General features: G+C 46.1%; 19 protein-coding genes. 15 read left to right on the plus strand and 4 right to left on the minus strand.

The genetic code is table 11. From position 1 onward, the window contains the following. Window positions 1–56: 56 nt before the first annotated feature. Complete coding sequence (locus tag NSB28_RS05925; RefSeq protein ID WP_109625638.1) at window positions 57–836, minus strand: TIM barrel protein; 780 nt, start codon at window positions 834–836, stop codon at window positions 57–59. Between the two features lie 239 nt (window positions 837–1,075). Between NSB28_RS05925 and NSB28_RS05930 the strand changes: the two genes are divergently transcribed. From NSB28_RS05930 to NSB28_RS05980, 11 genes are all read left to right on the plus strand, one after another. Then, the gene (locus NSB28_RS05930; RefSeq protein WP_109625639.1) at window positions 1,076–3,304 is read left to right on the plus strand and encodes a glucosidase family protein; all 2,229 of its coding nucleotides are present in this window, start codon (window positions 1,076–1,078) and stop codon (window positions 3,302–3,304) included. A gap of 2 nt (window positions 3,305–3,306) precedes the next feature. After that, window positions 3,307–4,353, plus strand: coding sequence for a Gfo/Idh/MocA family protein (locus NSB28_RS05935; RefSeq protein WP_109625640.1), 1,047 nt, complete (start codon window positions 3,307–3,309; stop codon window positions 4,351–4,353). A gap of 1 nt (window position 4,354) precedes the next feature. After that, window positions 4,355–5,410, plus strand: a complete 1,056-nt coding sequence (locus NSB28_RS05940) for a Gfo/Idh/MocA family protein (protein ID WP_109625641.1) — start codon at window positions 4,355–4,357, stop codon at window positions 5,408–5,410. 36 nt (window positions 5,411–5,446) lie between these two features. Further along, window positions 5,447–7,081, plus strand: a complete 1,635-nt coding sequence (locus NSB28_RS05945) for an extracellular solute-binding protein (RefSeq protein ID WP_109625642.1) — start codon at window positions 5,447–5,449, stop codon at window positions 7,079–7,081. A gap of 71 nt (window positions 7,082–7,152) precedes the next feature. Further along, the gene (locus tag NSB28_RS05950; RefSeq protein ID WP_109625643.1) at window positions 7,153–8,058 is read left to right on the plus strand and encodes an ABC transporter permease; all 906 of its coding nucleotides are present in this window, start codon (window positions 7,153–7,155) and stop codon (window positions 8,056–8,058) included. A gap of 49 nt (window positions 8,059–8,107) precedes the next feature. Further along, window positions 8,108–8,992 carry a carbohydrate ABC transporter permease gene (locus NSB28_RS05955; RefSeq protein WP_109625644.1) on the plus strand — a complete coding sequence of 295 codons (885 nt, stop codon included), beginning with the start codon at window positions 8,108–8,110 and terminating at the stop codon, window positions 8,990–8,992. Window positions 8,993–9,008: 16 nt separating this feature from the next. Beyond that, a complete protein-coding gene (locus NSB28_RS05960; RefSeq protein ID WP_109625645.1) occupies window positions 9,009–11,195 on the plus strand; it encodes a helix-turn-helix domain-containing protein in 2,187 nt (728 codons plus the stop codon). A 68-nt stretch (window positions 11,196–11,263) separates the two neighbouring features. Next, complete coding sequence (locus NSB28_RS05965; RefSeq protein ID WP_109625646.1) at window positions 11,264–12,286, plus strand: family 43 glycosylhydrolase; 1,023 nt, start codon at window positions 11,264–11,266, stop codon at window positions 12,284–12,286. Next, entirely contained in the window at window positions 12,283–13,230 is a 948-nt protein-coding gene (locus NSB28_RS05970) for a glycoside hydrolase family protein (protein WP_109625647.1), read from the plus strand. The genes NSB28_RS05965 and NSB28_RS05970 overlap by 4 nt, the downstream gene beginning before the upstream one ends. An 88-nt stretch (window positions 13,231–13,318) precedes the next feature. Then, window positions 13,319–14,230 (plus strand): glycoside hydrolase family protein, encoded by a 912-nt coding sequence (locus NSB28_RS05975; RefSeq protein ID WP_109625648.1) that lies wholly within the window; start codon window positions 13,319–13,321, stop codon window positions 14,228–14,230. Between the two features lie 33 nt (window positions 14,231–14,263). After that, window positions 14,264–16,426, plus strand: a complete 2,163-nt coding sequence (locus NSB28_RS05980; RefSeq protein WP_109625649.1) for an ADP-ribosylglycohydrolase family protein — start codon at window positions 14,264–14,266, stop codon at window positions 16,424–16,426. A gap of 221 nt (window positions 16,427–16,647) precedes the next feature. Here the strand turns inward: NSB28_RS05980 and htpG are convergent, their stop codons facing one another. Continuing rightward, window positions 16,648–18,711 carry a molecular chaperone HtpG gene (gene htpG / locus NSB28_RS05985; RefSeq protein WP_109625650.1) on the minus strand — a complete coding sequence of 688 codons (2,064 nt, stop codon included), beginning with the start codon at window positions 18,709–18,711 and terminating at the stop codon, window positions 16,648–16,650. Window positions 18,712–18,861: 150 nt separating this feature from the next. Continuing rightward, entirely contained in the window at window positions 18,862–19,365 is a 504-nt protein-coding gene (locus NSB28_RS05990; protein WP_109625651.1) for a DUF5721 family protein, read from the minus strand. Window positions 19,366–19,890: 525 nt separating this feature from the next. On the opposite strand from NSB28_RS05990, the gene NSB28_RS05995 reads away from it, so the two are divergent. The 3 genes from NSB28_RS05995 to NSB28_RS06005 all read left to right on the plus strand — a co-directional run bounded on the left by NSB28_RS05995 (window position 19,891) and on the right by NSB28_RS06005 (window position 22,574). Beyond that, window positions 19,891–20,730 (plus strand): DegV family protein, encoded by an 840-nt coding sequence (locus NSB28_RS05995; protein WP_109625652.1) that lies wholly within the window; start codon window positions 19,891–19,893, stop codon window positions 20,728–20,730. Between the two features lie 136 nt (window positions 20,731–20,866). Then, entirely contained in the window at window positions 20,867–21,109 is a 243-nt protein-coding gene (locus NSB28_RS06000) for a hypothetical protein (protein ID WP_109625653.1), read from the plus strand. A gap of 424 nt (window positions 21,110–21,533) precedes the next feature. After that, window positions 21,534–22,574 (plus strand): alcohol dehydrogenase, encoded by a 1,041-nt coding sequence (locus tag NSB28_RS06005; RefSeq protein WP_109625654.1) that lies wholly within the window; start codon window positions 21,534–21,536, stop codon window positions 22,572–22,574. A gap of 61 nt (window positions 22,575–22,635) precedes the next feature. On the opposite strand, the gene NSB28_RS06010 is transcribed toward NSB28_RS06005, so the two are convergent. After that, on the minus strand, window positions 22,636–23,862 hold the full coding sequence (locus NSB28_RS06010) for an argininosuccinate synthase (protein ID WP_109625655.1): 1,227 nt from the start codon (window positions 23,860–23,862) through the stop codon (window positions 22,636–22,638). A gap of 329 nt (window positions 23,863–24,191) precedes the next feature. Between NSB28_RS06010 and argC the strand changes: the two genes are divergently transcribed. Further along, window positions 24,192–25,232, plus strand: a complete 1,041-nt coding sequence (argC, locus tag NSB28_RS06015; protein WP_109625656.1) for an N-acetyl-gamma-glutamyl-phosphate reductase — start codon at window positions 24,192–24,194, stop codon at window positions 25,230–25,232. The last annotated feature ends 44 nt before the right edge of the window (window positions 25,233–25,276 follow it).

Here is a 25,276-nt window from a genome sequence, read left to right on the forward strand (position 1 = left end):
CATAATCTGGGAAATCTATTATTTTTCGATGATTATACCACTTTGGATGGGCAATGTCAAATACGTTCCGGATATGTTTTCAGGTAGTTCAGCACATCAGAGGCGGATTTTCTGGAATCATAGGTCGGAAAGTATTCCAGGCCGATATATCCGTCATAATCAGCGCAGGCCGCAGCAGCCAGGATATTTGGATAATCATTTTCTCCCAGGAAATGCTCATGGCGTCCCGGACAGCCGGCAGTGTGGATATGGCCGGTGAGAGAGATATTCCGGGTAAGATTGGAGATAATATTTCCTTCCATGATCTGCATATGATAAATATCATAGACAAGTCCAATCCAGGGGCAGTCAGCACATTTTATGATCTCATAACCGTCTGCGGAGGAATCAAGAGTATAACCCTTATGCTCCACGAGGGTATTTAAAGGCTCCAGATTAACATGGATCTCTTCCTTTGCAGAGAGTTCCCCGATCCGGGAGAGATTAGAGATCAGGATATTTTTCGGATTGCTTCCGCGCCCTTCTGCCATACCGGCCAGGACAAGCATATTTCTGGCGTCAAGTTCCTTTCCCTTCTTTAGAGATTCCTGTACAGTCTTTTTAATCTGGCCGAATGGAAGTGACATATTCTGCTCCCACGCATCCAGACAGTTATAATTAGCAACACGTATACCGGAAGTTTCACAGACATTTCTGAGCTTTGTCACATCCAGTTGGGAGATATCCCACAGTTCAATACCATCAAAGCCTAATTCCGCAGCAATCCTGACACGGTCGTAATAATCATAATCTGTAAAAACAGGGTCCAGGCAGAGCGAAAATTTCAATTCCTTCATCACAAAATTCCTCCTTCATAACTTCTTTCATAATTACTTGTGATATTTATCATATAAAATATTTTAAGTTCTGGCAAGAGATAGTAATTGTCTTTAGCATTCATTATTTTATCAGATAAATCTAAGGACAAAAAGTGAATGCTGTTCTTAAATTTTGAAAGTTGTAAAGCCCCGGATGGAATGGTATCTTGACATTAATACAAGGCAAACCACAGGAGTAAGCTGAATAGGAGGGAAAGATGGCATCTTATGAATTTCTGGAAATGAAAAAAAGACATCCGGACTGGATCTGGCCGCGCAGTGATACACATATGGTGATAGGAATGCCTGGTTCGCTGGAATGTTACAAAACCTGGGTCGAGCCGGGAAATTCTTTTTCACCGGGTATATCATCTTTTGGGGTATCTCTTTGGATCTACGATCTGGACGAGGAGGCGTGGTATATTCCGGAGCAGATGAAACTGGAAAGTTTTTCATGGCACTTTCTGGAGGGTAAAATACCTGTTTCTGTATGCAGCTGGGAAACAGGTACAGCCAGTGTCCGCACACACTTGTTTCAAAACGGGAATGTAAAGCGTCAGACCTATACAGATACAGAAAGGCTGTTTTTATATGGAAAGAAGCAGACGTCCCTTGAAGTCTATATGGTCCTGCATTCATATGGGGCATGCGGCGGTTTTATTGAATCAGTGGAGGCTGAAGATAATAAAACAGTCCAGATCAATGGTTTCCCGCTGGTACAGGGAACTGTTCCGTATGACGGCTATGGAGCGGAGGATTTTGAAAAAGGGGAGGCAGATATCTCTTCCTGGGTCTTAAAGAGGGAACTTCCTGAAAAACGGAGAGGGTTTCAGGAGAACGGCTGGTGCAGCGCGGCACTAAAGTATCAGGTAAATCTAAAGGAAGGCGAGGAAAAAGAACTGGCATGGCATTTTCCGGTCTATCTGCCAAAGTCTAAGGCCAGCGGACTTGTAAAATTCACAGGTATACAGGAAGCTGATCCCCAAAAGGCAGAGGAACAGGTGAAAGAGTATTGGAAAAAAATGTTTGGAAAACTGGAGCTTAAAGTTCCTGATAAAAGGTTTGAACAGGCATTCTATGGGACTTTGCTGCACATGCTTCTGATGGTGACAGGTGATGATGTAAGGATAGAGACCAGCTTTTACCCGTTATTCTGGCTGAGAGACGGAGTATATATTATAAATGCGCTGGAAAAGTGCGGGATGGGCGAGATGGCGGGAAAGGCATTGAAGAGGCTGATATTCCAGGATTTTGCAGGAGGCTTCGGATCAGAGGCAGACGCCCCGGCGGAAGGAATATGGGCTCTCTGCGAGCATTACCGTTTTGGAAGGGACAAAAAATGGCTCAGTGAGGTATATCCTGCCATCAGGAGAAAAGCTGAATGGATAGAAAGAATGCTGGATACGGAGGAAGATATTTTTGACTGCTCCACAGAGATGGTGACCAGCTTTATACGGGCATGCATGGTCTGCGGACTGGTGTGCCATCCGTCAGAGGATGGACTGATACAGGGAGTGATGGATCACCATATCCCAATATACTGGATCAACTGCTGGGCTGTGTTTGGGCTGGAGCAGGCAGAATTCTGTGCTGGAGAGCTTGGATATAAAGAAGAGTCGCTGCGGTACGGAAAAAGGAAAGAAGAATTAAAGGAAGCCCTCTATGCTTACTATCCGAAGGAGTTTCTGGAGACTCCGGAGCTTCAGGGAATCTATTCTTTTGGATGCGCCGTTTGGCCTACGCAGGCTTTTCCAAAGGAGATGGTGAGGGATAAATTTGAAGAGTGGTGGAATGTGTGGAGGAACAGGGGAGGAGAGTACAGGCCCGGATTTGACTGGACGTATTTTGAGGCTGCACAGGCCCATAATTATCTGCTCCTTGGAGAACATTCCAAATACCGCACAATGCTGGAGCGGTACTATGAATATCAGGACGTGCCTGGAATGTACGGATATAATGAGGGAAAAGGCTGCTTTGAACGGGGAATTCCCGTATATGGTGGTCAGGACTGGGGATTTGGCAATATCCTGCCGTACAGGGGATGGGATCTATTTGACTGCAATCTCCCCCACAACTGGGTCAGCGCAGAGTTGTTTTTGATGCTCCGTGATGCCCTTGTCCATGAAGAGGACGGCGGGCTTGTGATAGGGGAGGGCGTGGAGGAAGAATGGCTGCGGGATGACTGGCAGGAGGATAACCGGCAGGAAGATTGTGAAAGTACTCAGAGATATGTCCGCATCTTGGGCTTTCCAACCTACAGCGGGACAGTTTCTTTTGAAATATATCGCAGGGAAAAGAAGCTGCATTTTAAATTTGTGTCAGAGCTGCCGGTTTCCAGGCTGTTTCTGAGGATTCCTTCCATCGGACTGGAAAAAGTCTGGGAGAATATAAAAGAACTGGAGTGGACGGACAAAACTGAAAAGGGAGAAGGTGCAAAAAAGACGTGAAAATGATGGAAAAGCCGGGAGCTGTCAGAGTAGGAATCATAGGTTTAGGCGGAATAGCCAGGACACATCTGGAACAGTGCAGAGCCATGGGGGATCATGTTATTCTGCAGGCTGCAGCGGAAGCAGATGCAGGCAGGCGCAGACAGGTATGCAGTGAATATGGGATCACGCACTGTTATGATGATGGTATTTCAATGATGGACCAGGAAGAACTGGATGGAGTGATCATATGTGTACCGCCGTTTTTGAGGGAACCTTTAATACGCTGTGCAGTAGAAAAAGGGATCGGGGTCCTGTGTGAGAAGCCGCTGGCAACCGGACTTGAGGAGGGCAGAAGGATACTGGATATATGCAGAGCCCATCCGGAGGTTCCTGTTCTTTTGAATTTTAAGATGCGCCAGGGAGGCAATTTCCAGAGGGCAAAACAGTGGATGGATAAAGAAGCCGGAAGGCCCACAGCTATACTGGCAAGATATGCACTAGTCACTGACCCTGATATCTGGGCGCCGCCCAGGTGGTTCTGGGATATAAAGGCATCAGGCGGCCTTCTGATTGAAAATGCAGGCCATATGATCGACTATATTATGTGGATCGCGGGAAAGGCTGATATGATCTGGGGGTATACGAAGCAGAAAAGCATAGCCTCCCTGCCTGAGGATTATATGCGGAAGTCACAGACGGAAGACCATGCAGTTATTGTAATGGAACATGAAGGAGGCTGTACCACTACTTTTGTAAATACGATCTGTTATCCTGGAAACAGGGACGGTTCTATAGAGATAGCTACCAGCAGAGGATATTTTCTGGAAATCAGTGAATGTGTCAGGCTGAGGATCCGGAAAGGAGAAGAAATTCTGGCAGAATATGAGGAGGAGCCATATGGAATCGGAGACGGATATACTTTGAAGCAGTTTATAGAGGTGCTTAAAGGGGGTGAAAAAGGCTGGGCTGCCACGGCAGAGGATGGTTATCTGGCGCTGGAGGCAGCAGTAAGAGCAAGAGAGTCGGCCCGGACGGGGAATTGGGTACATATAAGAGAGAAGGGATGACATGAAGAAATTAAAGGTAGCGATGGTAGGCGCAGGAGGATTTGGACGGAGGCATGCGAGTGCATATGCAGCCAATCCCAATGTGGAATTTTGTGCAGTCTGCGGGAGGACAAGTGAAAAGACTAAAGTCCGGGCCGAAGAATTCCATGTGCGGGCATACACGAGCATATCAGAGATGATGGAAAAAGAAAGGCCTGACCTGACAGACGTGGTAACACAGGAGAAAGATCAGTACAAAGCAATAATGGAAGTAATTCAAAGCGGATACGCGAAGGCAGTACTTACAGAAAAACCCCTTGGCATAAATGTAAAAGAGGCATATGAGATGGTACTGGAGGCCCAAAAACGCAGGGTTGATTTCGGTGTAAACTTCAACAGAAGATTCACGATACCCTATCAACTCATGAAACAGTGGAGCGGCAGCGGTGAATTGGGAGACCTCACTTATCTTACGCTGAAATTCAGCCACGATCCATATGACCCGGAGAAAGAGGAGGATCCATACAGATGGTTCTTTAATGTTTATCCCCATGGATTTGATATGCTGACCCATATGGCGGGGCCTGTAAAAACAGTGAGCGCATTTTTTACAAAGCCGGAAAACCATTTCTATTACAAGAGATTTACTATAAACTTCCTGTTCCGGGATAATGGAGTTGTGGGCAATCTGATCGGAGGGGGAGAAGGTAAATGGCGCCACGAAAGTGAATACATGGAAATAGGCGGGACGAAAGGGCAGGCTGTGGTAAAAAATGTTACAGAACTGGCCGTTCTCAGAAAGCATGGGGAAGAGTTAGAGCATATCTGGAAGCCGGCCATAACAGAAGGTCCCGGCCTGGATATTTTTGAAGAGTCTGTAAAGAACCATCTGGATAAAGCAGTAGAATGCCTGCTTGCAGGGGAGAGGCTGCCTTCACAGGCGGTATGTGCACTGTATACGCAGGTGCTGATGCAGGCTGCCAGACGTTCCCATGAAAATGGAGGAGCCCCTGTAAAGATACAGGAATTTGTGCGGGAGTATCCATATGAAAGACTGGAAGAGCTGTTGGAGATTTGAGATTGTAGAGTGCAGACACAAGAAAGGAGAACAGGTATGAAAAAGAGTATTTTAAGGGTGACAGCAATAACTATGGGAGCTATGCTCCTCTCAGGCGCGGCTGCAGGAGATGTGAGAGTATGTGCGGCAGCAGAAACGGAAAAGCAGGAAGAGATATCAAATAATCTTCCCATCTGTGAACCTGGTGAGATTGAACTCACTTATGCGGGATATGACAGCTGGCTGTCTAATTACAGCTATGCCGACGGACTTCCTGTCTGGAATGAATTTGAAAAGCGGACAGGCGTTAAGGTGAATTATGAGGTCTATCCTTACAGCGATTGGGAATCAGCTGTCCAGGTGAGGCTGGCATCAGGGGAAAGCCTGCCGGATATCACACAGATCCCTCCGGCATTTACTAACACAGGTGTGATGAAATACGCGGAGGACGGAGTGATCATCCCGCTGGATGACTTGATTGATGAATACGCTCCCAATATTAAGCATCTTCTGGAGACAGATCCTTATTTTGCATCCATGATGTATGCTCCTGACGGGCACATTTACAGTGTGATGGATGTGATGTATCCCATCAATGAGTATGTACCTGTTTCTATTTCCATCAGAAAAGACTGGCTGGATAAATTAGGGCTGAAAGAACCGGCTACATATGATGAGTGGATCGAAGTGCTGACAGCTTTTGCGACACAGGACCCGAATGGAAATGGCATACAGGACGAGATACCGTTCCTGAACCATGATCTGGAAGGGGCAGTGGGAATCTTTGGCACAGGGGCAGGTTTCCCGTATACTGCCACGAATGATAACCGCTATGCATATGACGAGGAGGGAAATGCCAGCTTCCTGTTTGCAACCCCGGAGATGAAAGAAAATCTGGAATTCCTGAATCAGTTATACGAAAAAGGCCTGATCTATAAGGAACTGGATGCCAAGAACGATGTCCTTGAGAGCTATATTGCCCAGGACGTAGTTGGGGCCTACTGCGGACAGCCGGTAGACTGGCTCAGCCGCGCTGATTCCCTGGCGTCTGATGCATGCCCGGATGTAAATTACGTGATGATAGCGCCTCCGGCAGACAAGGACGGTAACAGGAATATTTCCATGAGATTCCCCACAGGGACATATTACGGTATCACAAGCGCCTGCAAAAATCCGGAAGCTGCCATCAGGTGGATCGATTATGTGGGATACAGCAAAGAAGGCAATATCTTAAAGGATTATGGAATTGAAGGAGAGACATTTACATACGATGAGGATGGAAATCCTCAGTTTACAGATTATATCATGCACAATCCGGACGGATATTCACCGCATGACGCCTGCAGGACAGTAGGAGCCGCACCGGCAATCCTGGTCTTTGACACACCTGTTAATTTTCTGCAGAAATATGAGGGAAGCGTGGTGGAAGAATGCGCTAACGCACTGGCTCCCAATATGGTAGATGCGCAGCCGATGATGCTGCCGTCAGCGGAGGAAAATAATGTATACAATTCTATATGGCCTGATCTGGAGACTTATTATAAGGAAGCACTGTATAAATTCATATCAGGGGCTGAGTCTTTAGATAATTTTGATGAATATCTTCAGACGCTGGATGACATCGGGCTTCAGGATATACTGGATATTAAGACGGCACAATATGCCAGATATAAGGAAGCCACAGGCAAATAGACAGATGAGCAGATAAGAAGCCGCCCCGGGAACATACCTGGGGAGGCTGGTAAAAAAGGAGACTGATTCCTATGAAAAAAACGATAAATCTCATTAAAAGAGATAGATACCTGCTGCTTCTTGTCCTGCCTGCTTTTCTGCTGATCCTGCTGTTTAACTATATACCTATGGGAGGCCTTCTTATGGCCTTTGAAAATTACAGTACAAAAAAGGGTATTTTTGGAAGTGAATTTGTAGGGCTGGAGAATTTTAAACAATTCTTTTCCAGTATCTTTGCATTCAGGGTTATCAAGAATACATTCCTGCTCAGCTTTCTGAACCTGCTGTGGGGATTCCCGATTCCAATCATTTTCGCGCTGATGCTCAACGAACTGAAAAACGGGCCGTTTAAAAAGGTGGTCCAGACGGTCAGCTACCTGCCGCATTTTGTATCAACAGTAGTCATAATCGGTATGATGATCAGCATGTTTGATCCTAATTTTGGCCTGGTAAATGTTCTGAGGGCAAAGCTGGGGCTTGACAGTATCGCATTTATGTCAGATGCGTCCTGGTTTCGTACTTTATTCGTAGGATCAGAAGTATGGCAGAACTTTGGGTGGAATTCTATTATCTACATAGCGGCAATTGCAGGGATCAGCCAGGACCTGTATGAAGCAGCCAAGATTGACGGGGCGAACAGGTTCCAGCTGGCAATGAAGATCACGCTGCCCAGCCTGGTCCCTACGATCCTGACACTGTTTATCCTCAACTGCGGCTGGATGTTCAGCCTCGGGTTTGAAAAGGTGATCCTGATGTATTCCCCCGGCACGTATGCAGTGTCGGACATTATATCCACCTATGTATACAGAAAAGGTATACTGGGAGCGGATTTCGGGTATGCGACAGCTATTGGGCTGTTTAATTCTCTGATTAACGTGGTGATCCTTCTTTCGGTAAACAAAATAAGCAAAAAGGTAAAAGGGGTAAGTATATTCTAAGTAACGGCTCAGGTTATCTGAACTGTTGCACTTCTGGGAGGTGGGAAGAGTGAAAGAAAAGACACACAGAAAGATACATTGGGGCCATGGAGTAATAGTGGTGATCCTGGCACTTATCATGATCATCACCCTCTACCCGTTCCTATATACATTTTCAAATTCAGTAAGTGATCCCATGGCAACAATACGAAATGAGGTCTATTTCTGGCCAAAGGGATTTCAGCTGAACACATATAAGCAGGTCCTGCAGACAAAAAGCTTTCTGACATCCTACGCAAATACGATCTGGTATACAGTGGTGGGAACGGCAGTGAGCACGGCAGTGATTTTTATGGCGTCATATCCGCTGTCAAGAAAGGAATTTTTTCTCAGGAAGCAGCTGAACACACTGTTTATTATTACCATGTATTTTTCGGGGGGAATGGTTCCGCTGTTCATCGTAGTGAACAGACTGGGGCTCTATGACAGCAGATGGTCCATCATCCTGCCGGTGGCAGCAAACGTATACTACATGATCATTTGCAGAAGCTTTATGGATGATATTCCGGACAGTATGATTGAATCGGCTAAGCTGGACGGGGCCAATGACCTGCAGATACTTAAGAATTTGATACTTGGGGTGTCAAAGCCTGTCATAGCCGTGCTGGTGCTCTTTAATGCGGTGGGGTATTGGAATACTTATTTTAATGCAGTCCTGTACCTGCCGTCCACAAAGCTACAGCCTCTGCAGATTTATCTGAATAAGCTGCTGGTGAATAACAGTGTGAAGGGAGGCGGCAATGCAGTGGGACAGATGGGGCTGGACGCGTCCCTGAATATACACCAGTTCAAGTATGCTGCTATCATGGTTACAATTCTGCCTATCATATGTGTATATCCATTCGTTCAGAAATATTTTGTGAAAGGTGTTATGATTGGAGCAGTAAAAGGCTGACTTAGGAGGAAGATTGATGAAAACAAAGATGCATAGGATCATAAAGACAAAGACCAGGACTTTTTTGCTCTGTTTCACCATTATGTTTCTTTTTTCATCATTCTTTTTGGGAATGTACTGCCATCTTGTCATACAGAAGGAGATTCAGATGCAGCTTAATTCCAGCCAGAGTAAATTTGAACAGAGTGTCAGAAATTTTCAGGAGGAATTTAGAAAGATCCAGGAGTTTGCAAGCCAGCTCTCCGAGACAGGCTGGTTTAAAGGCCTGCTGTATAAGCGCGCATTTGATGAACAGATTTCTGAAGGCGCTTATGAGCTTCACCAGAGCAACATAGAGCTGAAGGCCTATACGCTGCTTAACTCGTTTATGGAAACAGTATTCATCTATTTCCCTGAGAGAGGCTATACGCTCAGTTCCATCGCCTTATTTTATGACGGGAAGATCCCGGAAAATATTTTTTGTCTGGAAAATATCCCAAAAGAGGAGTGGGAGGAAATGACCAGCACAAGGAATGTGAGCAGATATGTGCCGGGAGTGGAAGTGAGCAGGAATAAAAGAAGAGAGACGGGGATGCTGTATCTGACGTCTTACCCGTTTAATAATCCTTCCATCCGCGCCAATCTTGTCATTTATATTTCAGATGAGAAAATGAGGGAGCAGATCAATCCAGACCTGCTGGATCATGCCAGTTTTCTGATCGTGAGGAATGGGGAGATCCTGTGGGGAGACGGGGAGGGGACTCTGCCAGAGGAACTTCCGGCGGAAGAGGGCGTGCAGAGGATAGGAGATATCTGGTATTTTACAAAAGGGGAGGGAATCCAGAAATATTATATGGAGGTTCCCAAAGAAATCCTGGATGTGAGTTATCTGTATCTGAACTTTGTTTTTTACTATGTGGTTTTACTGGTGCTCTGTGTGGGAGCGGCGGGATTTTTGTCTAAGAGGATCTATTATCCTCTGAAGCATATCCTGGAGTCAGCACTGATACCTATGGACTATGATGCCACCATGAATGAATACAGGTGGCTGGAAAAAGAAATAGGAGCTCTTGTAGAAAAGGAATCTGTTCTGAGAAAAAAGGTAGAGGCACAGAAGCCGCTCCTTATGAATGCAGTCCTGGAGACAGTCCTTTTCGGAAGCAGAGAAGAGGAAGAATTTGAAAAACTGATGGCTCTTTTGGGAGTGTCATTTCCCTATCGCGGATATCAGGTCCTCACAGTAGAATATCAGGGAGAGCTTGTCCATGAAGAGGTAGAAAAGATCATACGCCAGCTGCCGCAGGATATATGTGCCGTTTACTATATTTTTCTAAAGGATATGGTGGCGCTGATCGTGAACGCAGAAGGCCGTGAGGTTTTTGAGCGGATCCAGAGTATACTGTACCAGTCGTTTGCAGCCTACCAGCAGATGCAGGGATCTGCTTATGGGGCGGGAAAGACAGTCTGGTCGGCCATAGCTGTGAATTCCTCCTTCCGCCAGGCGGTGCGGGCAGGGAAATACTGCTACTTTTCACAGGATGCAGGATTTCTGGAAGGAACGGAATTTGAGCGGAGAAATGAATATTATGAATTGTCTGAGCTGGAAAAGAAGGGGATGCTCTGCGACCTGAAAAACAGGCAGGAAGAAGAAGCCTTAAAGAAGCTGGAGGAGATACTGGACAGAAATGCGCCCAGAGAGAATCTGACGCCGGAGGCAGCCAAAAAGCTGCTGGGAGAACTGTGGAATGGAATCACAGATTTTGAGGCAGAGCTGGAACTTCAGAGGGAAGGGCCCTGCAGAGTACTTGCCGGAAAAGATTATGACAGTGATGTGGAGAGCTTGAAGCGGCACCTGTACAGGGTAGGAAAAGAAATTGAAGAAAAGTATGATGCCGGAGGCCAGAAACCCGTAGGGGATATCTTAGGATTTGTAGACAGCAACATGTATAACAGTGAATTATCCCTGCAGATGGTGGCTGAGCAGTTCGGATACACGGCGGCATACACCAGCAGGATCTTTAAAGAATACTTTAATAAAAATTTTCTGGAATATGTGATGGACGGAAGGATCCGCAAGGCGAAAGAACTGCTGGAGCTGACAAACCTTCCCATCAAAGAAATAGCTGAAAAGACAGGCTTTGGAAGTGATATCACTTTCCGCCGGGTATTTAAAAAAGAGACGGGGATGATCCCAAGCAATTACCGCTCTTTTTACCAGAAATAACAGGGGCGGAAATAGTTGGGAAGTTATTTAACGGTTATGACAATGAAAATTAAAGGAGAGACAGACATATGAGAAGTTATGATCCCGGAAAAATCGGATGCTACGCCGGATGGAGGCGCTATGAGGGAAATCCGGTCATTGATGAGAGAATCGGAGAGGTTTCCGATGCTGTGGTCCTGGAAGAGAACGGAAAATATAAGATGTACTATTCACACCGCTTTTTGAAAAAGATTCTGCTGGCAGCAGGAGAAAATGGTCTTGATTTCCGGCCCTACGCAGAGGGGGCTGTGACAGACGAGGACGTTGACACAAAGGCATATATTGTGGGTGACCATTTTTATGCGGACGGGGGAGATTACGGTTATACGCTGACACGCAGGCCGGAACTTGGATGGGAAGCAGCGGTCTGCCAGCCATACGTGATAAAAAAGGACGGCGGCTATCATCTGTTTTATACAGGGAAACATTTTGACCTTCTGCAGGAGAAATATGACAGGTCTGTGATCGCACATGCTGTGAGCAGGAATGGACAGAACTGGAAGCCCCGGAATACACCTGTTCTGGAGGGAGACCAGCTCTGGGAGAAGGATATGACAAGTTATCCTTGTGTCATGTGGGATAATGAAGAACAGCTCTTTAAAATGTGGTACTCAGGAGGGGATATAGAGAAGCCTTCCGCGATAGGCTATGCAGTCAGCAGGGACGGTGACCACTGGGAAAAGCCTTTCAGGGGGCCTGTTTTTGAGAAAGACGGCACTACTCTTGAGAAAGAGAGGGCAGGGGCATGCCACGTGATAAAAGAAGACGGATGGTACTATATGTTTTACACGGCATGGCAGGATGAATATAAGTCCAGGATCTGTGCTGCCAGATCCAGGGACGGTGTGACCTGCTGGGAAAGGCATCCGGCAAATCCGCTTGTGACATGGGGACAGTTTGGAGCCTGGGATGTGGAATCAGTCTGCCGCCCCTTCGTGCTCCACGAACAGGGAAGGTGGCTGTGTTATTATACGGGAAGCGCCAGGGGGCAGAACAGGATCGGTGTTTTGCTGCATGATGGTGAAGATCTGGGATTTGGAGGTGCTTTATGATATCAAAAGATAAGACTAAAATAGGCTGCTACGGGAACTGGAGGCGGTATCAGAACAATCCTGTACTGAAAGATGACTGGGGCGAGACATTCGATGTCACCGTGCTGCGGGTGAATGAAAAACTCAGGATGTACTTATCCTGGAGGTCTACAAACAGCATAGCATTTGTTGAAGGTGTGGACGGCATCCACTGGAGTGAACCAACGATCGTCCTGACTCCTGATTTTACCACAGGATGGGAGGAGGATGTAAACAGGCAGATTGTAATTGAGAAGGACGGTAAGTACCATATGTGGTACACTGGCATGAAGTTTCTGGGGGCCGGTGAACGTATCAACAGCGGAAGATCCTGCATTGGCTATGCGGTGAGCGATGACGGCATCCATTTTGAAAGAAGAAAAGAACCGGTGATGGAACCGGAAGGAGGCTGGGAAAAGACAAACCTGATGTGTCCTCATGTGATCTGGGATGAAGAAATGCAGAAATTCCGCATGTGGTATTCGGCAGGCGGCTTCTGGGAGCCTGACCAGATCGGATATGCCCAGAGTGATGACGGGATCCACTGGGAAAGGCATCCTGACAATCCAATCTTCAGGCCTCACCCCGGTCATTTCTGGGAAAGAGAGATCGTCTCAGCATGCCAGGTGCTTCCCATGGATGGCTGGTATTATATGTTCTACATAGGGTTCGAGGATATGTACAAAGCAACAATCAATGTGGCCAGATCAAAAGACGGCATTACAGGATGGGAGCGTTTCGGCGGCAATCCTATTATTTCAGGCGGCGCTGCGGGAGAATGGGATGCGGAGGCGGTTTATAAGCCCTGGGTAGAATATCTGGACGGACAGTGGCTGCTGTGGGCAAACGGCAGACGGGCAGCCATTGAACAGGTTGGGCTTTACATTTATGACGGGGATGATATGGGCCTGAAGGACTGGAAATAAGCCGGACATGAAGCCTCCTGAATGGATATTGGCATATGTAATATGAGGAGAGACAGAGAATAGATAAAGAATAGGTAGGGGGAAGCGCATGGAGAAGATCTGCAGGGGAACAAAAGGCGGCTGGAAAAAATATCAGGGAAATCCTGTACTTGGAGGAGATTACGGTACCTGTTTTGATATCAGCATGCTAAGAGAAGACGGGAAGTACAGAATGTATTTTTCGTGGAGAAAAAAAGGATGCATAGCAACGGCTGTCAGTGATGACGGAATACACTGGAGTGAACCCCGCATCTGTATAGGACCCAGAAAGACAGAAGAGGGGTGGGAAGATGAGGTGAACCGCCCTGTAGTTGTAAAAAGGGGGAATACATATCACATGTGGTATACAGGGCAGTATAAACCGGGACAGGCGGATGGGAATTCTTATCTGTTTTATGCTGTAAGCAAAGACGGTGAAGAGTTCACAAGAGTGAGAAATACACCTGTGATGAGGCCGGATTGTTATTGGGAGAAGGCAGCTGTCATGTGCCCTCATGTGATCTGGGACGGTGGGCAGAAAATGTACAGGATGTGGTACTCCGGCGGTGACCAGTATGAGCCTGCGGCGATCGGCTATGCCAGGAGCCGGGACGGGATCAGTTGGGAGAAATATGGAGGAAATCCTGTCTTTATGGCGGATAAGTCTGCTGCGTGGGAACAGCATAAGGCGGCAGGATGTCAGGTGATCCCTTTTAAGGATGGTTATCTCATGTTCTATATCGGTTATCGAAATGAAGATTATGCGCAGATTGGAATGGCATGGTCAGCAAATGGCATCACTGAGTGGAAAAGGTCACTTGATAATCCGATCATTGCTCCGGATGAGGATGGGTTTGATGCAGAAGCCTGTTATAAACCTTTTGCACTTTTAGTGGAAGGAAAATGGATGCTCTGGTATAATGGAAGAAATGGGAGCCTGGAACAGATTGGACTGGCGGTTCATGACGGGGAAGAGCTTTAAGGCAGAGTCAAAGGCTTTAGCCGAAGGAGGACTATGTATCAGATCAGCGGAAACACTATAGAACGTATCTACGCAGGCTGGCTGGGGAAGATTATCGGCATCCGCCTGGGCGCTCCGGTAGAAGGCTGGAGCTGTGATAAAATTGCAGATATCTACGGTGAGGTAGATGATTATCTGGTGGATTACAGGGATTTTGCGGCTGATGATGACAGCAATGGGCCGGTTTTTCTTGTGCGCGCCCTGGAAGACAGCAAGAAGATGGAAAAGATAGAGCCCCGGGATGTAGCGCAGGCACTGCTAAACTATGCTCCATATGAGCATGCATTTTTCTGGTGGGGAGGATATGGGATATCCACTGAACACACAGCCTATCTGAATTTGAGGGCAGGGATACCGGCACCTGCTTCAGGGAGCGTTGCGATGAACGGAAAGACTGTAGCCGAACAGATCGGAGGACAGATATTTTCTGACTGCTGGGGATTTGTATCCCCGGGGGATCCCAGACGGGCAGCACATCTGGCAGAGACTGCGTCCAGTGTCACACATGACGGGAATGCAGTGTACGGGGGGCAGTTTATAGCGGCCTGCATCAGCCTGGCATTTTTGGGACTCTCCCTGGAGGAGATGATAGAGGAGGCTCTGGAACAGATCCCTGATGATTGTGAATATTCCAGGGTTGTAAAGGCAGTGCTTGAATTTTACCGGGAACATCCTGATTCCTGGAGAGCATGTTTTAAATATCTGAAGGAGAACTTCGGCTACGACAGATACCCGGGAAACTGCCATGTGATTCCCAATGCGGGAGTGATTATACTCTCCCTCCTTTACGGGGAGGATTCTTTCGGGCAGGCGGTAAAAATTGCTGTCATGTGCGGATGGGATACAGACTGCAACGCAGGGAATGTGGGAGCTGTCATGGGAGTGCGGTGCGGCGTGGAAGGAATCAGCAGCAGGAAGTGGAGAGAGCCTGTCAATGACCTGCTGATCTGCTCAAGTGTCATGGGAAGCATGAATATCACAGATATCCCTGCGGGAGCTGCTTATTTTGCCCGGATGGCCTTTAAGATGGCAGGAGTCTGTCCTGAGGGAATATGGAAAGAAGTACTTTTTGGAGACCGCAGGAGACTGCATTTTGAATATCCGGGTTCCACACATGGAATGAGGATACGCAGGGATGTTCCTGAGGGCAGCGAGTATCCGGGACTGGAATCACGGCTTGTGAACTCTGATGAAAAGGCCTGTACAGGGAAAAGGTCACTGAAAATCACGGCAAAGCCTCTGCACCCGGGAGAGCAGGTCTTTATATACCAGAAAACATATTATGGGAAAGAGGATTTGCACGACAACAGATATGATCCATGTTTTTCACCTCTGATCTATCCGGGACAAATTCTTAAAGGAAAACTGCTGGTTCCGTCAGGCGGGTGTGAATGCCTGGCCAGGATGTACGTGAAAGAGCAGCACAGTAAAAAGGTATTCTATGGGCCGGGAACCGTATGCAGGCCGGACAGGTGGGAAAGCCTCATGTTCGCTGTCCCGGGGATGGAAAAGGCTCTGCTTACGGAAGCGGGAGTGGCGCTGACAGTCCTGGGAGACACTGCTGATGACTGCGTTCTGGAGGCCTGGATGGATGATATGGAATATGTCGGACCGGCTGATTATACACTGGATTTTAACGAAGAGAAGCAGGAGATGTGGAGTGGAACACATAGTGAAGTGACCCAGTTTACAAGACTGAAGGGCTGGACCTGGCTGGAGGAAGGCAGGCTTCACCTGCTGGCGGCGGATTTTGGGGAGACATATACCGGCAGCCATGAGTTTGAAGATTATGCGGTGGAGGCAGTAATACGGCCTGTCACAGGGAAGCACCACAGGATCAATGTGCGGGTACAGGGAGCAGTGCGTTCCTATGCCGCGGGACTTGACGGCCCGGACAGCCTGGCGCTTCTGAAAAATGAAAATGGTTACAGGGAGCTTGTAAGGATACAGTATCCGTGGAAAGAAGGCCATGATTATTGGCTGAAGGTAAAGGTGGAGAAGGACGTGATATCTGTATATGACAGGAATGGAGAACTGTTCAGTTACAGAGATGAAACAGCTCCTTATCTGACCGGCGCTTTTGGATTTTCAGCAGAACAGGGGAGCCACGGCAGTTACTCAGAAGTAAAGGTCCATCCTGTAAATCAGGATATTTAGAACAGCGTACAGCACTCGTATTATGCTCCCTGGGGTTACTGTACACACGTCACCATCCCGCGAGGTGTTTTCGTGCGTATTTGCACGAAAATCCCGAGGGCTACAGCGCGAAACGGCGTTTTTTGCCGTTTCTGTGCATCGCGGAGCGTGTTACTGGTCACGGAGTGAACAGTAATCCCCCCGGGAATGCCGCAAATGCGGCATCCTCCGGGGGGTTTTAACTATTTAGCAAGAAGCATCATGATCTCATTGCTGCGGCTGATGAATTTTGTCATTTCTTCCGGTGACAGCGGCTTATGGCTTAAAAGAGCCAGATCATAGAGCTGTTCACAGAACATCGGGATATTCTCTGAATCTTTGTTGTCAAAGATATACTTAACAAGCTTATTGTTTGCGTTGAGTACAAGAGTCTCAGAGGAACCGAACATGGACGGATCCATTCCATACATGTTGTACATCTTCATCATATCCTGCATACGGCGGGATTCCTCAGAAAGTGTGATCATAGAAGAGATATTCTCATTCTTTAATTTCTCAACCTTTACTTCCAGCTTATCCTTGCCAAGCGCCTTGCGGAATACTTCTGTCAGTGTATCTGTCTCTTCCTTCAGGTCTGCAGCGTCGTTTTCTTTGACATCAGCATTTACCTCGGAATCGATCCTCTGGAATTTTATTTCTTCGTTCTTCTGCTCTACGTGTGAGATGAACGGAGAATCAATATTATGTTTCAGGATAACAGCGTCAAGGCCTTCTTCTTTAAACATGTTGATATACTGGCTCTGCTGTACTTCGTCCGTTACATAATAGAGGATAGTCTTTGGCTTCTCAGCATTTTCCTCCTTAGAATCATCAGAAGCTGTGTCAGCCTGCGGCTCGGCCTGCTCAGCATTTTCTTCTTCCTTCTTTGTCTCCTCGATGAAATCCTTCAGTGTCAGATATCTTCCGTCCAGATTTTTATAGAGGATATAATCCATCATCTTTTCACTGAATTTTTCTTCCTTCAGGCAGCCGAACTTGATAAACGGGCTGATATCATCCCAGTATTTTTCATAATTCTCACGGTCTGTCTTGCACATTCCTGAAAGCTTGTCTGCCACCTTCTTAGAAATGTAATCAGAGATTTTTTTGACAAATCCATCATTCTGAAGAGCGCTTCTGGATACATTCAGCGGCAGATCAGGACAGTCGATGACACCCTTTAAGAGCATCAAAAATTCAGGGATGACCTCTTTAATATTGTCAGCGATAAATACCTGGTTATTGTACAGCTTGATGGTTCCTTCAATGGAATCGTATTCTGTATTGATCTTCGGGAAATAAAGGATTCCCTTTAAATTAAACGGATAGTCCATGTTCAGATGGATCCAGAAAAGAGGCTCCTTGTAGTCCATGAATACCTTGCGGTAAAAGTCTCTGTATTCGTCATCTGTACATTCATTTGGATGCTTCATCCACAGGGGAGAAGTATCGCTTAAGGATACAGGGCGCTTGTTGATCTTTACACGGTCCCTGGCAGGTGATACCTCAACCTGTTCCTTTTCACCATTTTCGTTCTCTTTTTCTTCAAATTTGGCATCCTCATGGATGTGTTCTACAACTACGTCATCTTCTGTCAGCTGATCCTCGTCGATAGTCTCATACTGCTGTTCAGCAGCTGCATTATCCAGGAATATCTCAACTGGCATGAAAGAGCAGTATTTTTCTATAACTTCACGGGCGCGGTATTCATTGGAGAATTCTACACTTTCCTCATTCAGGAAAAGAGTGATCTCAGTACCTACTGTTGTCTTTTCTCCATCGCTTAAAGTATATTCTGTTCCGCCGTCACATTCCCAGTGTACAGGCTTAGCGCCTTCTTTATAAGAAAGGGTATCGATGTGCACTTCATCTGCAACCATGAATGCTGAGTAGAAGCCAAGGCCGAAATGTCCGATGATCTCATCGTTGTTGGTCTTATCTTTATATTTTTCCAGAAATTCAGTTGCACCTGAAAAAGCTATCTGGGTGATGTACTCCTCAACCTCGTCGGCATCCATACCAAGACCATTATCTATGAATTTAAGAGTCTTGTCCGTAGGATTTACGATAACTTCAATTTTAGATCTGTATTTCTCAGGGAAACTATATTCCCCCATGATCTCCAGCTTTTTTAACTTTGTGATGGCATCACAGCCGTTGGAAATCAATTCACGGAAAAAGATATCGTGGTCTGAATACAGCCACTTTTTGATGATTGGAAATATATTCTCGCTGTTGATTGATAAGCTTCCTGTTTTATTGCTCATTCAAAAACACTCCTTTGCATTTTTACTTGTTTCACTCTAGAAAGTAGTGTAATACGATGTGACGGAAAAGTCAAGAAAAAATTAGCACTCAAACAAGGTGAGTGCTAACAATTTTTTATAAAATTTATTAACAAAAAATAAAAAAGGCCATTACAGGAGTTCAAAATCAATTTCCTGCTTTAAAAAGAACTTCTGTACCATGTGGTCCCATTCATGCTCCAGGGACTTGTCAAGTGTGAAGAGTGACATGGAGGTGCCTGTGATGCAGGTAAGCATACTCCCATCATATTTCAGGTTCAGGAAAAGGCCGTTTACGTCATCGGAAGTAAACGGCAGCTGTGCCTGGGTGAGAAGCCGCTTCAGGTTTGGCCTGGAGAGCTGGAAAACGATCTTAAAACCAAGAGGCGTCTTCCGCCCTTTCATAAGCTCAAAGCAGATCGGACGTACCTGCTCCCAAAGTGAAAATGTACGTTCAGACAGGGACTCATCCTCCAGTTCTTCTTTTGAAAAGAAATCTTTCTGGAGATGGCCGTCTATATAAAATGTATTATAGGTAGTGACTGCCGCTTCTGTGACCAGAAAATGGTCAAATGTGCCGGTCAGAAGCAGTTTATTCATAAAATTTTTCAGTCCCGAAATCTGTAGTGATATCATAGATCCTCCTTGTGCCAGCATAAGACAGCTGTATTTCCACAAACTGTGTCTCACATCTTGCGGAAAGCATTTTTCAAACACGCTATAGAGCTATTATATAATTATTTTTTTGAAAAGGGAAGCAGAAAACCCCTTTTCAAAGGGAATTATATGTGCTATGATAATGTAGTATTCAAAACTACATTATATATTTTCTTTGACGAACTCTTATAGGTATTGATTTGAGGTATTATAGAAAGAGAATCGGTTAAACTGTAATGTCAGAAGGAGCATATGATCTGGTACATAAGGGAAAGATCTGGGGTACCGGATATTTAATGTTACTGTTCACTCCGTGACCAGTAACACGCTTCGCGATGCACAGAAACGGCTCAAAGCGCCGTTTCGCGCTGCAGCCCTCGGGATTTTCGTGCAAAATACGCACGAAAACACCTCGCGGGACGGTGACGTGTGAATAGTAACCAATTATTTGCAAATAAATTTATAAAAGCGGTCTGCGGGACCGCCGGGCCAGGAGGATTTTAAATGAGCTATAAAATTGTAATTGACAGCTGCGGAGAGCTGACACAAGAAATGAAGGAGAGCGGACTCTATGAGACAGCGTCACTTACCATGCAGGTGGATGAATACACAATAGTAGATGACGAGAGCTTTGACCAGGCTGATTTTTTGAAAAAGGTGGCGGACAGCCCGAACTGCCCAAAGTCATCATGTCCATCGCCGGAGCGTTATATGAAAGCATATGACTGCGGAGCTGAGCACGTATATGCAGTCACTTTGTCCGCGGAGCTGAGCGGTTCTTATAACAGCGCCATACTCGGCAAGAATCTGTTTGCAGAAGAAAAACCGGAAGTAAAAGTGTATGTGTTTAATTCTCGATCAGCGTCCATAGGTGAGACGCTCATAGGGCTTAAAATACGGGAGTGCGAAGAAGCCGGCATGACTTTTGAAGAAGTTGTTGAGGCTGTGGAAGCATATATTGCGGAGCAAAATACATGGTTTGTACTGGAAAACCTGGATACCTTAAGAAAAAACGGCCGCTTAAGCACGATCAAGGCATTTGTGGCCACTGCCCTTAAAATAAAGCCCCTTATGGGCGCCAATGAGAATGGTGAGATCATTCAGCTGGACCAGGCGAGGGGAATGAACAAGGCTCTTATAAAAATGGTAGACTCCATTATAGAAAAGGTAGAAAATCCGGAGGACAGGATCCTGGCCATATCCCACTGCAACTGTCCGGACAGGGCGCAGATGGTAAAGGAAGCCATTTCAAAACGGATAGGTTTGAAGGATATCTTTATCGCAGATACAGCAGGTATCAGTTCCATGTATGCGAATGACGGCGGCATTATTGTGGTCTGCTGACAGGCTCTAATATAAAAGTGAAGAAAAAGTAAAAAAGACATGCAAAATTCACAAAAATGGTGTATAATCTTCATAAAAGAGCGGCATATTCCAGGATAGACCGTTCGTATCGATTATGTAAGGAGAGAATTATAAGATGAGCCAGCAGAAAGTAGACCGGTACAAACAGGAAAAGGCTAACCGCCAGAAGATGATTAAAAAGCAGAAAAGAGAGATTTTGATCCTGAAGATAGCAGGCAGCCTCATCGCATTGGCTTTGGTGGGATGGGTTGGATTTTCTGTTTATGACATGACGCATGTGGAGACAAAGCAGACATATGAGATAGATACAACTGCACTTGATGAGTACATGCAGACGCTGAGTACAGAACAGAATTAAGTATCTGTCAGGTATGTGACAGCTGTCAATTTAGAAGGATATTGGACAGCCCTGTGATTCGAATCAAATATCCTGCTGCCTGCAGCGGGGGATTTGATCAGAGTTACAGGGCTGTTTTTATTTCATAAGAAACTTCGTTTCCTATGAAATAAAACGTTACTGGTCACGAAGTGACCAGTAACACGCTCCGCGATGCACAGAAACGGCAAAACCGCCGTTTCGCGCTGTAACCCTCGGGATTTTCGTGCATATACGCACGAAAACACCTCGCGGGATGGTGACGTGTGAACAGTACCAATAAAACCCTCCGGGGGGATGCGCAGCTGCGCGCGCGGAACAAAAGCTGCGCTATCCAAAATATAGGCTCGCGGGGGGCATGGAGCGCACTTTTGTTCTGTATAGAGACATAAAGGAGGAATCAAAGATGAAAGCAGCAGTTTATAAGGCTGACGGCAGAATTGTGCTGGAGGAGAGGCAGGTCCCGGTGATACAGGATCCCAGGGACGCTGTCATAAAAGTCACCCTGACTACGATCTGTTCCAGCGATATTCATATTAAACATGGGGCAGTGCCCCGCGCAGTTCATGACACTGTGCGGGGACATGAATTTGTGGGCATTGTGGAGCAGACAGGTGACAAGGTGTCACGCTTCAGGCCGGGAGACCGGGTGGCGGTAAATGTAGAGACATTTTGCGGAGAATGCTTCTACTGCAGAAGAGGATATGTGAACAACTGCACAGATAAGGACGGGGGCTGGGCAATGGGATGCCGGATTGACGGAGGACAGGTTGAATATGTGAGGGTTCCGTTCGCAGATAATGGTCTTACACTGATACCTGATACAGTGACAGATGAGCAGGCTCTGTTTGTAGGGGATATACTGTCAACAGGGTTTTGGGCAGCGGCCATGTCTGAGATAAAGCCGGCTGATACGGTGGCAGTTATCGGGGCAGGGCCCACAGGCCTGTGTACTATGATGTGCGCCAGGCTTTACGGGCCGGCCAGGATCATAGCCGCAGATACAGATGAGAAGCGGCTGGAACTTGCTGTAAAAGAGGGGATTTCAGACGTGGCAGTCAATCCTGCTATGGCAGACGCCGAGAAGCTGGTGAAAGATTATACAGAGGGACGGGGAGCAGATGCAGTCCTGGAGGCAGCAGGGGGTAATGATACCTTTGAACTGGCATGGAGGATGGCCCGCCCCAATGCAGTCGTTGGAATAGTGGCCATGTATGAAGAACCTCAGAAGCTGCCGCTTCCAGATATGTATGGGAAAAATCTGACATTCAAAACGGGAGGCGTAGATGCATCTTGCTGCAGTGAAATTATGAAGCTTATAGAATGCGGCAGGCTCGATACAAGCTGCCTTATTACGCACAGGACAAAACTGGAGAATATTATGGAAGCATATGATATTTTTGAGAATAAGATGGACGGCGTTATTAAGTATGCTATTCAAGTATAAAATATTGATATTATTAAAGGCCCGGTATCAAAACGATACGGGCCTTTTTGTACTGATATTTTTATTTATTATTTTTCTCAGCCTCAGCCATTTTCATAGCCCTGACTTTTAACGGAAGGCCAAACAGATTGATGAAGCCTTCAGCGTCGTGATGGTCATAGAGCTCTCCTGTTGTAAAGGATGCCAGTGATTCGCTGTAGAGGCTGTATGGGGAAACTGTTCCGGCTTTGATGATGTTGCCTTTGTAAAGCTTGAACTTCACTTCACCAGTCACATATTCCTGAGTCACATCGACGAATGCCTGGATAGCCTCGCGAAGCGGAGTGAACCACTTGCCTTCGTATACGATCTGTGCAAATTTATTGCCGAGATCTTTCTTTACTTCCATAGTGGCACGGTCTAATACCAGTTCTTCTAACTGCTGGTGTGCTTCCATGAGGATCGTTCCGCCGGGAGTCTCATAGACACCGCGGGACTTCATTCCCACTACACGGTTTTCAACGATATCGATGATACCGATCCCGTGCTTTCCGCCCAGCTCGTTTAATTTCTTGATGATATCAGACACCTTCATTTTTTCTCCGTTGACACTTGTGGGGATGCCTTTTTCAAATGTCATGGTAATGTATTCGCCGTCCTCAGGCGCTTTTTCAGGAGTTACACCAAGAACTAATAAATGATCGTAATTCGGCTCATTTGCAGGATCTTCCAGTTCCAGTCCTTCATGGCTTATGTGCCACAGATTACGGTCACGGCTGTAGCTGCTGTCAGCAGAGAATGGCAGGTCAATGCCGTGCTGCCTGCAGTATTCGATCTCATCTTCACGTGACTGCATGGTCCACACATCAGTCATTCTCCATGGAGCGATGATTTTCAGATCTGGTGCAAGCGCTTTGATGCCAAGCTCAAAACGGATCTGGTCATTTCCTTTACCTGTAGCTCCGTGGCAGATGGCTGTAGCGCCTTCCTTGCGTGCTATCTCCACAAGCCTTTTAGCTATGCCCGGGCGGGCCATGGATGTTCCAAGCAGGTATTTGTTCTCATATACAGCGCCGGCTTTTACACATGGCATGATATAATCATCACAGAATTCATCTACAATATCTTCTATATATAATTTAGAAGCGCCTGAAAGCTTTGCGCGCTCTTCAAGTCCGTCCAGCTCATTTCCCTGTCCGCAGTCGATGCAGCAGCAGATAACTTCATAGTCAAAATTTTCTTTCAGCCAGGGGATGATCGCAGTAGTGTCCAGCCCGCCTGAATATGCCAAGATTACTTTTTCTTTCATAATGTAATTCCTCCTGAAATATATGTAATTTTATATTGTATATTTTCGTAACTGTTAAGGTACTGAGCAGCTACGTATTTTCTATCCAATACTATACATCAATCATCATAATTATGCAAGTATAAATATAAAAATAGTGAAAACATATAATTGATGCTTGTATAATATGCAAATGTGATGTATATTTATACAAAAATGAAAAAACGCTTTACTTCCAAAGACAGTTGAGCTATCATAAGAAATAGACGATTTGAAAAGAGTTAAGATACAGTAACTATTCAGCAGTTCTGTGTATTTAGAAGATTAATATAAGGAAGGAGCTTTATGAAATGATTAAGGCAGGGATTATCGGAGCAACAGGTTATGCAGGAGGAGAGCTGGTAAGACTTCTGCTGGGCCATAAGGATGTGGAGATTAAATGGTATGGCTCCCGCAGCTATATAGATAAGAAGTACTCTGATGTATATCAAAACATGTTTCAGATAGTAGACGACAGATGTATGGATGATAATATGGAAGAACTGGCCGGACAGGTGGATGTGATCTTTACGGCCACACCCCAGGGATTCTGTGCAGGCCTGGTGACAGAGGAGATATTGTCAAAGGTTAAGATCATTGACTTGAGCGCTGATTTCAGGATCAAAGATGTAGACATATATGAAGAATGGTATAAAATAGAACATAAATCACCTGAGTTTATAGGGGAAGCAGTATATGGCCTGTGTGAAATTAACAGGGAGCAGGTCAGGGGGGCAAGGCTTATAGCAAATCCGGGCTGCTATCCCACATGCAGCACATTATCTGTCTATCCGCTGCTGAAGGAAGGGCTGATAGACCCAAATACGATCATCATAGATGCCAAGTCAGGGACATCGGGGGCAGGAAGAGGAGCAAAGGTAGACAATCTCTACTGTGAAGTAAATGAAAATATCAAGGCCTACGGTGTGGCCAGCCACAGACATACTCCTGAGATCGAGGAGCAGCTGGGATATGCAGCGGGACAGGAGATCAGGCTGAACTTTACGCCTCATCTTGTACCGATGAACAGAGGAATACTCATCACTGCATATGCATCTTTGAAAAGAGAGGTTTCCTACGAAGAAGTAAAGGCTGTCTATGATAAGTATTATGAGAAAGAACAGTTTGTGCGTGTCCTGGAAAAGGATGTCTGCCCACAGACAAAGTGGGTGGAGGGCAGTAATTATGTGGATGTGAATTTCAAGATAGATCCCAGGACAAAAAGGATCATCATGATGGGAGCTATGGACAATCTTGTGAAGGGGGCAGCAGGCCAGGCCGTGCAGAATATGAACCTGATATTCGGGCTTCCTGAAAATGAAGGTCTTATGCAGGTGCCCATGTTCCCGTAAAAGCATACGAGGCTGTGAAGACAGTAATATAATAACAGATGATA

Origin of the sequence: Murimonas intestini (genome assembly GCF_024622195.1) — a bacterium.
GTDB classification, from domain to species: domain Bacteria; phylum Bacillota; class Clostridia; order Lachnospirales; family Lachnospiraceae; genus Murimonas; species Murimonas intestini.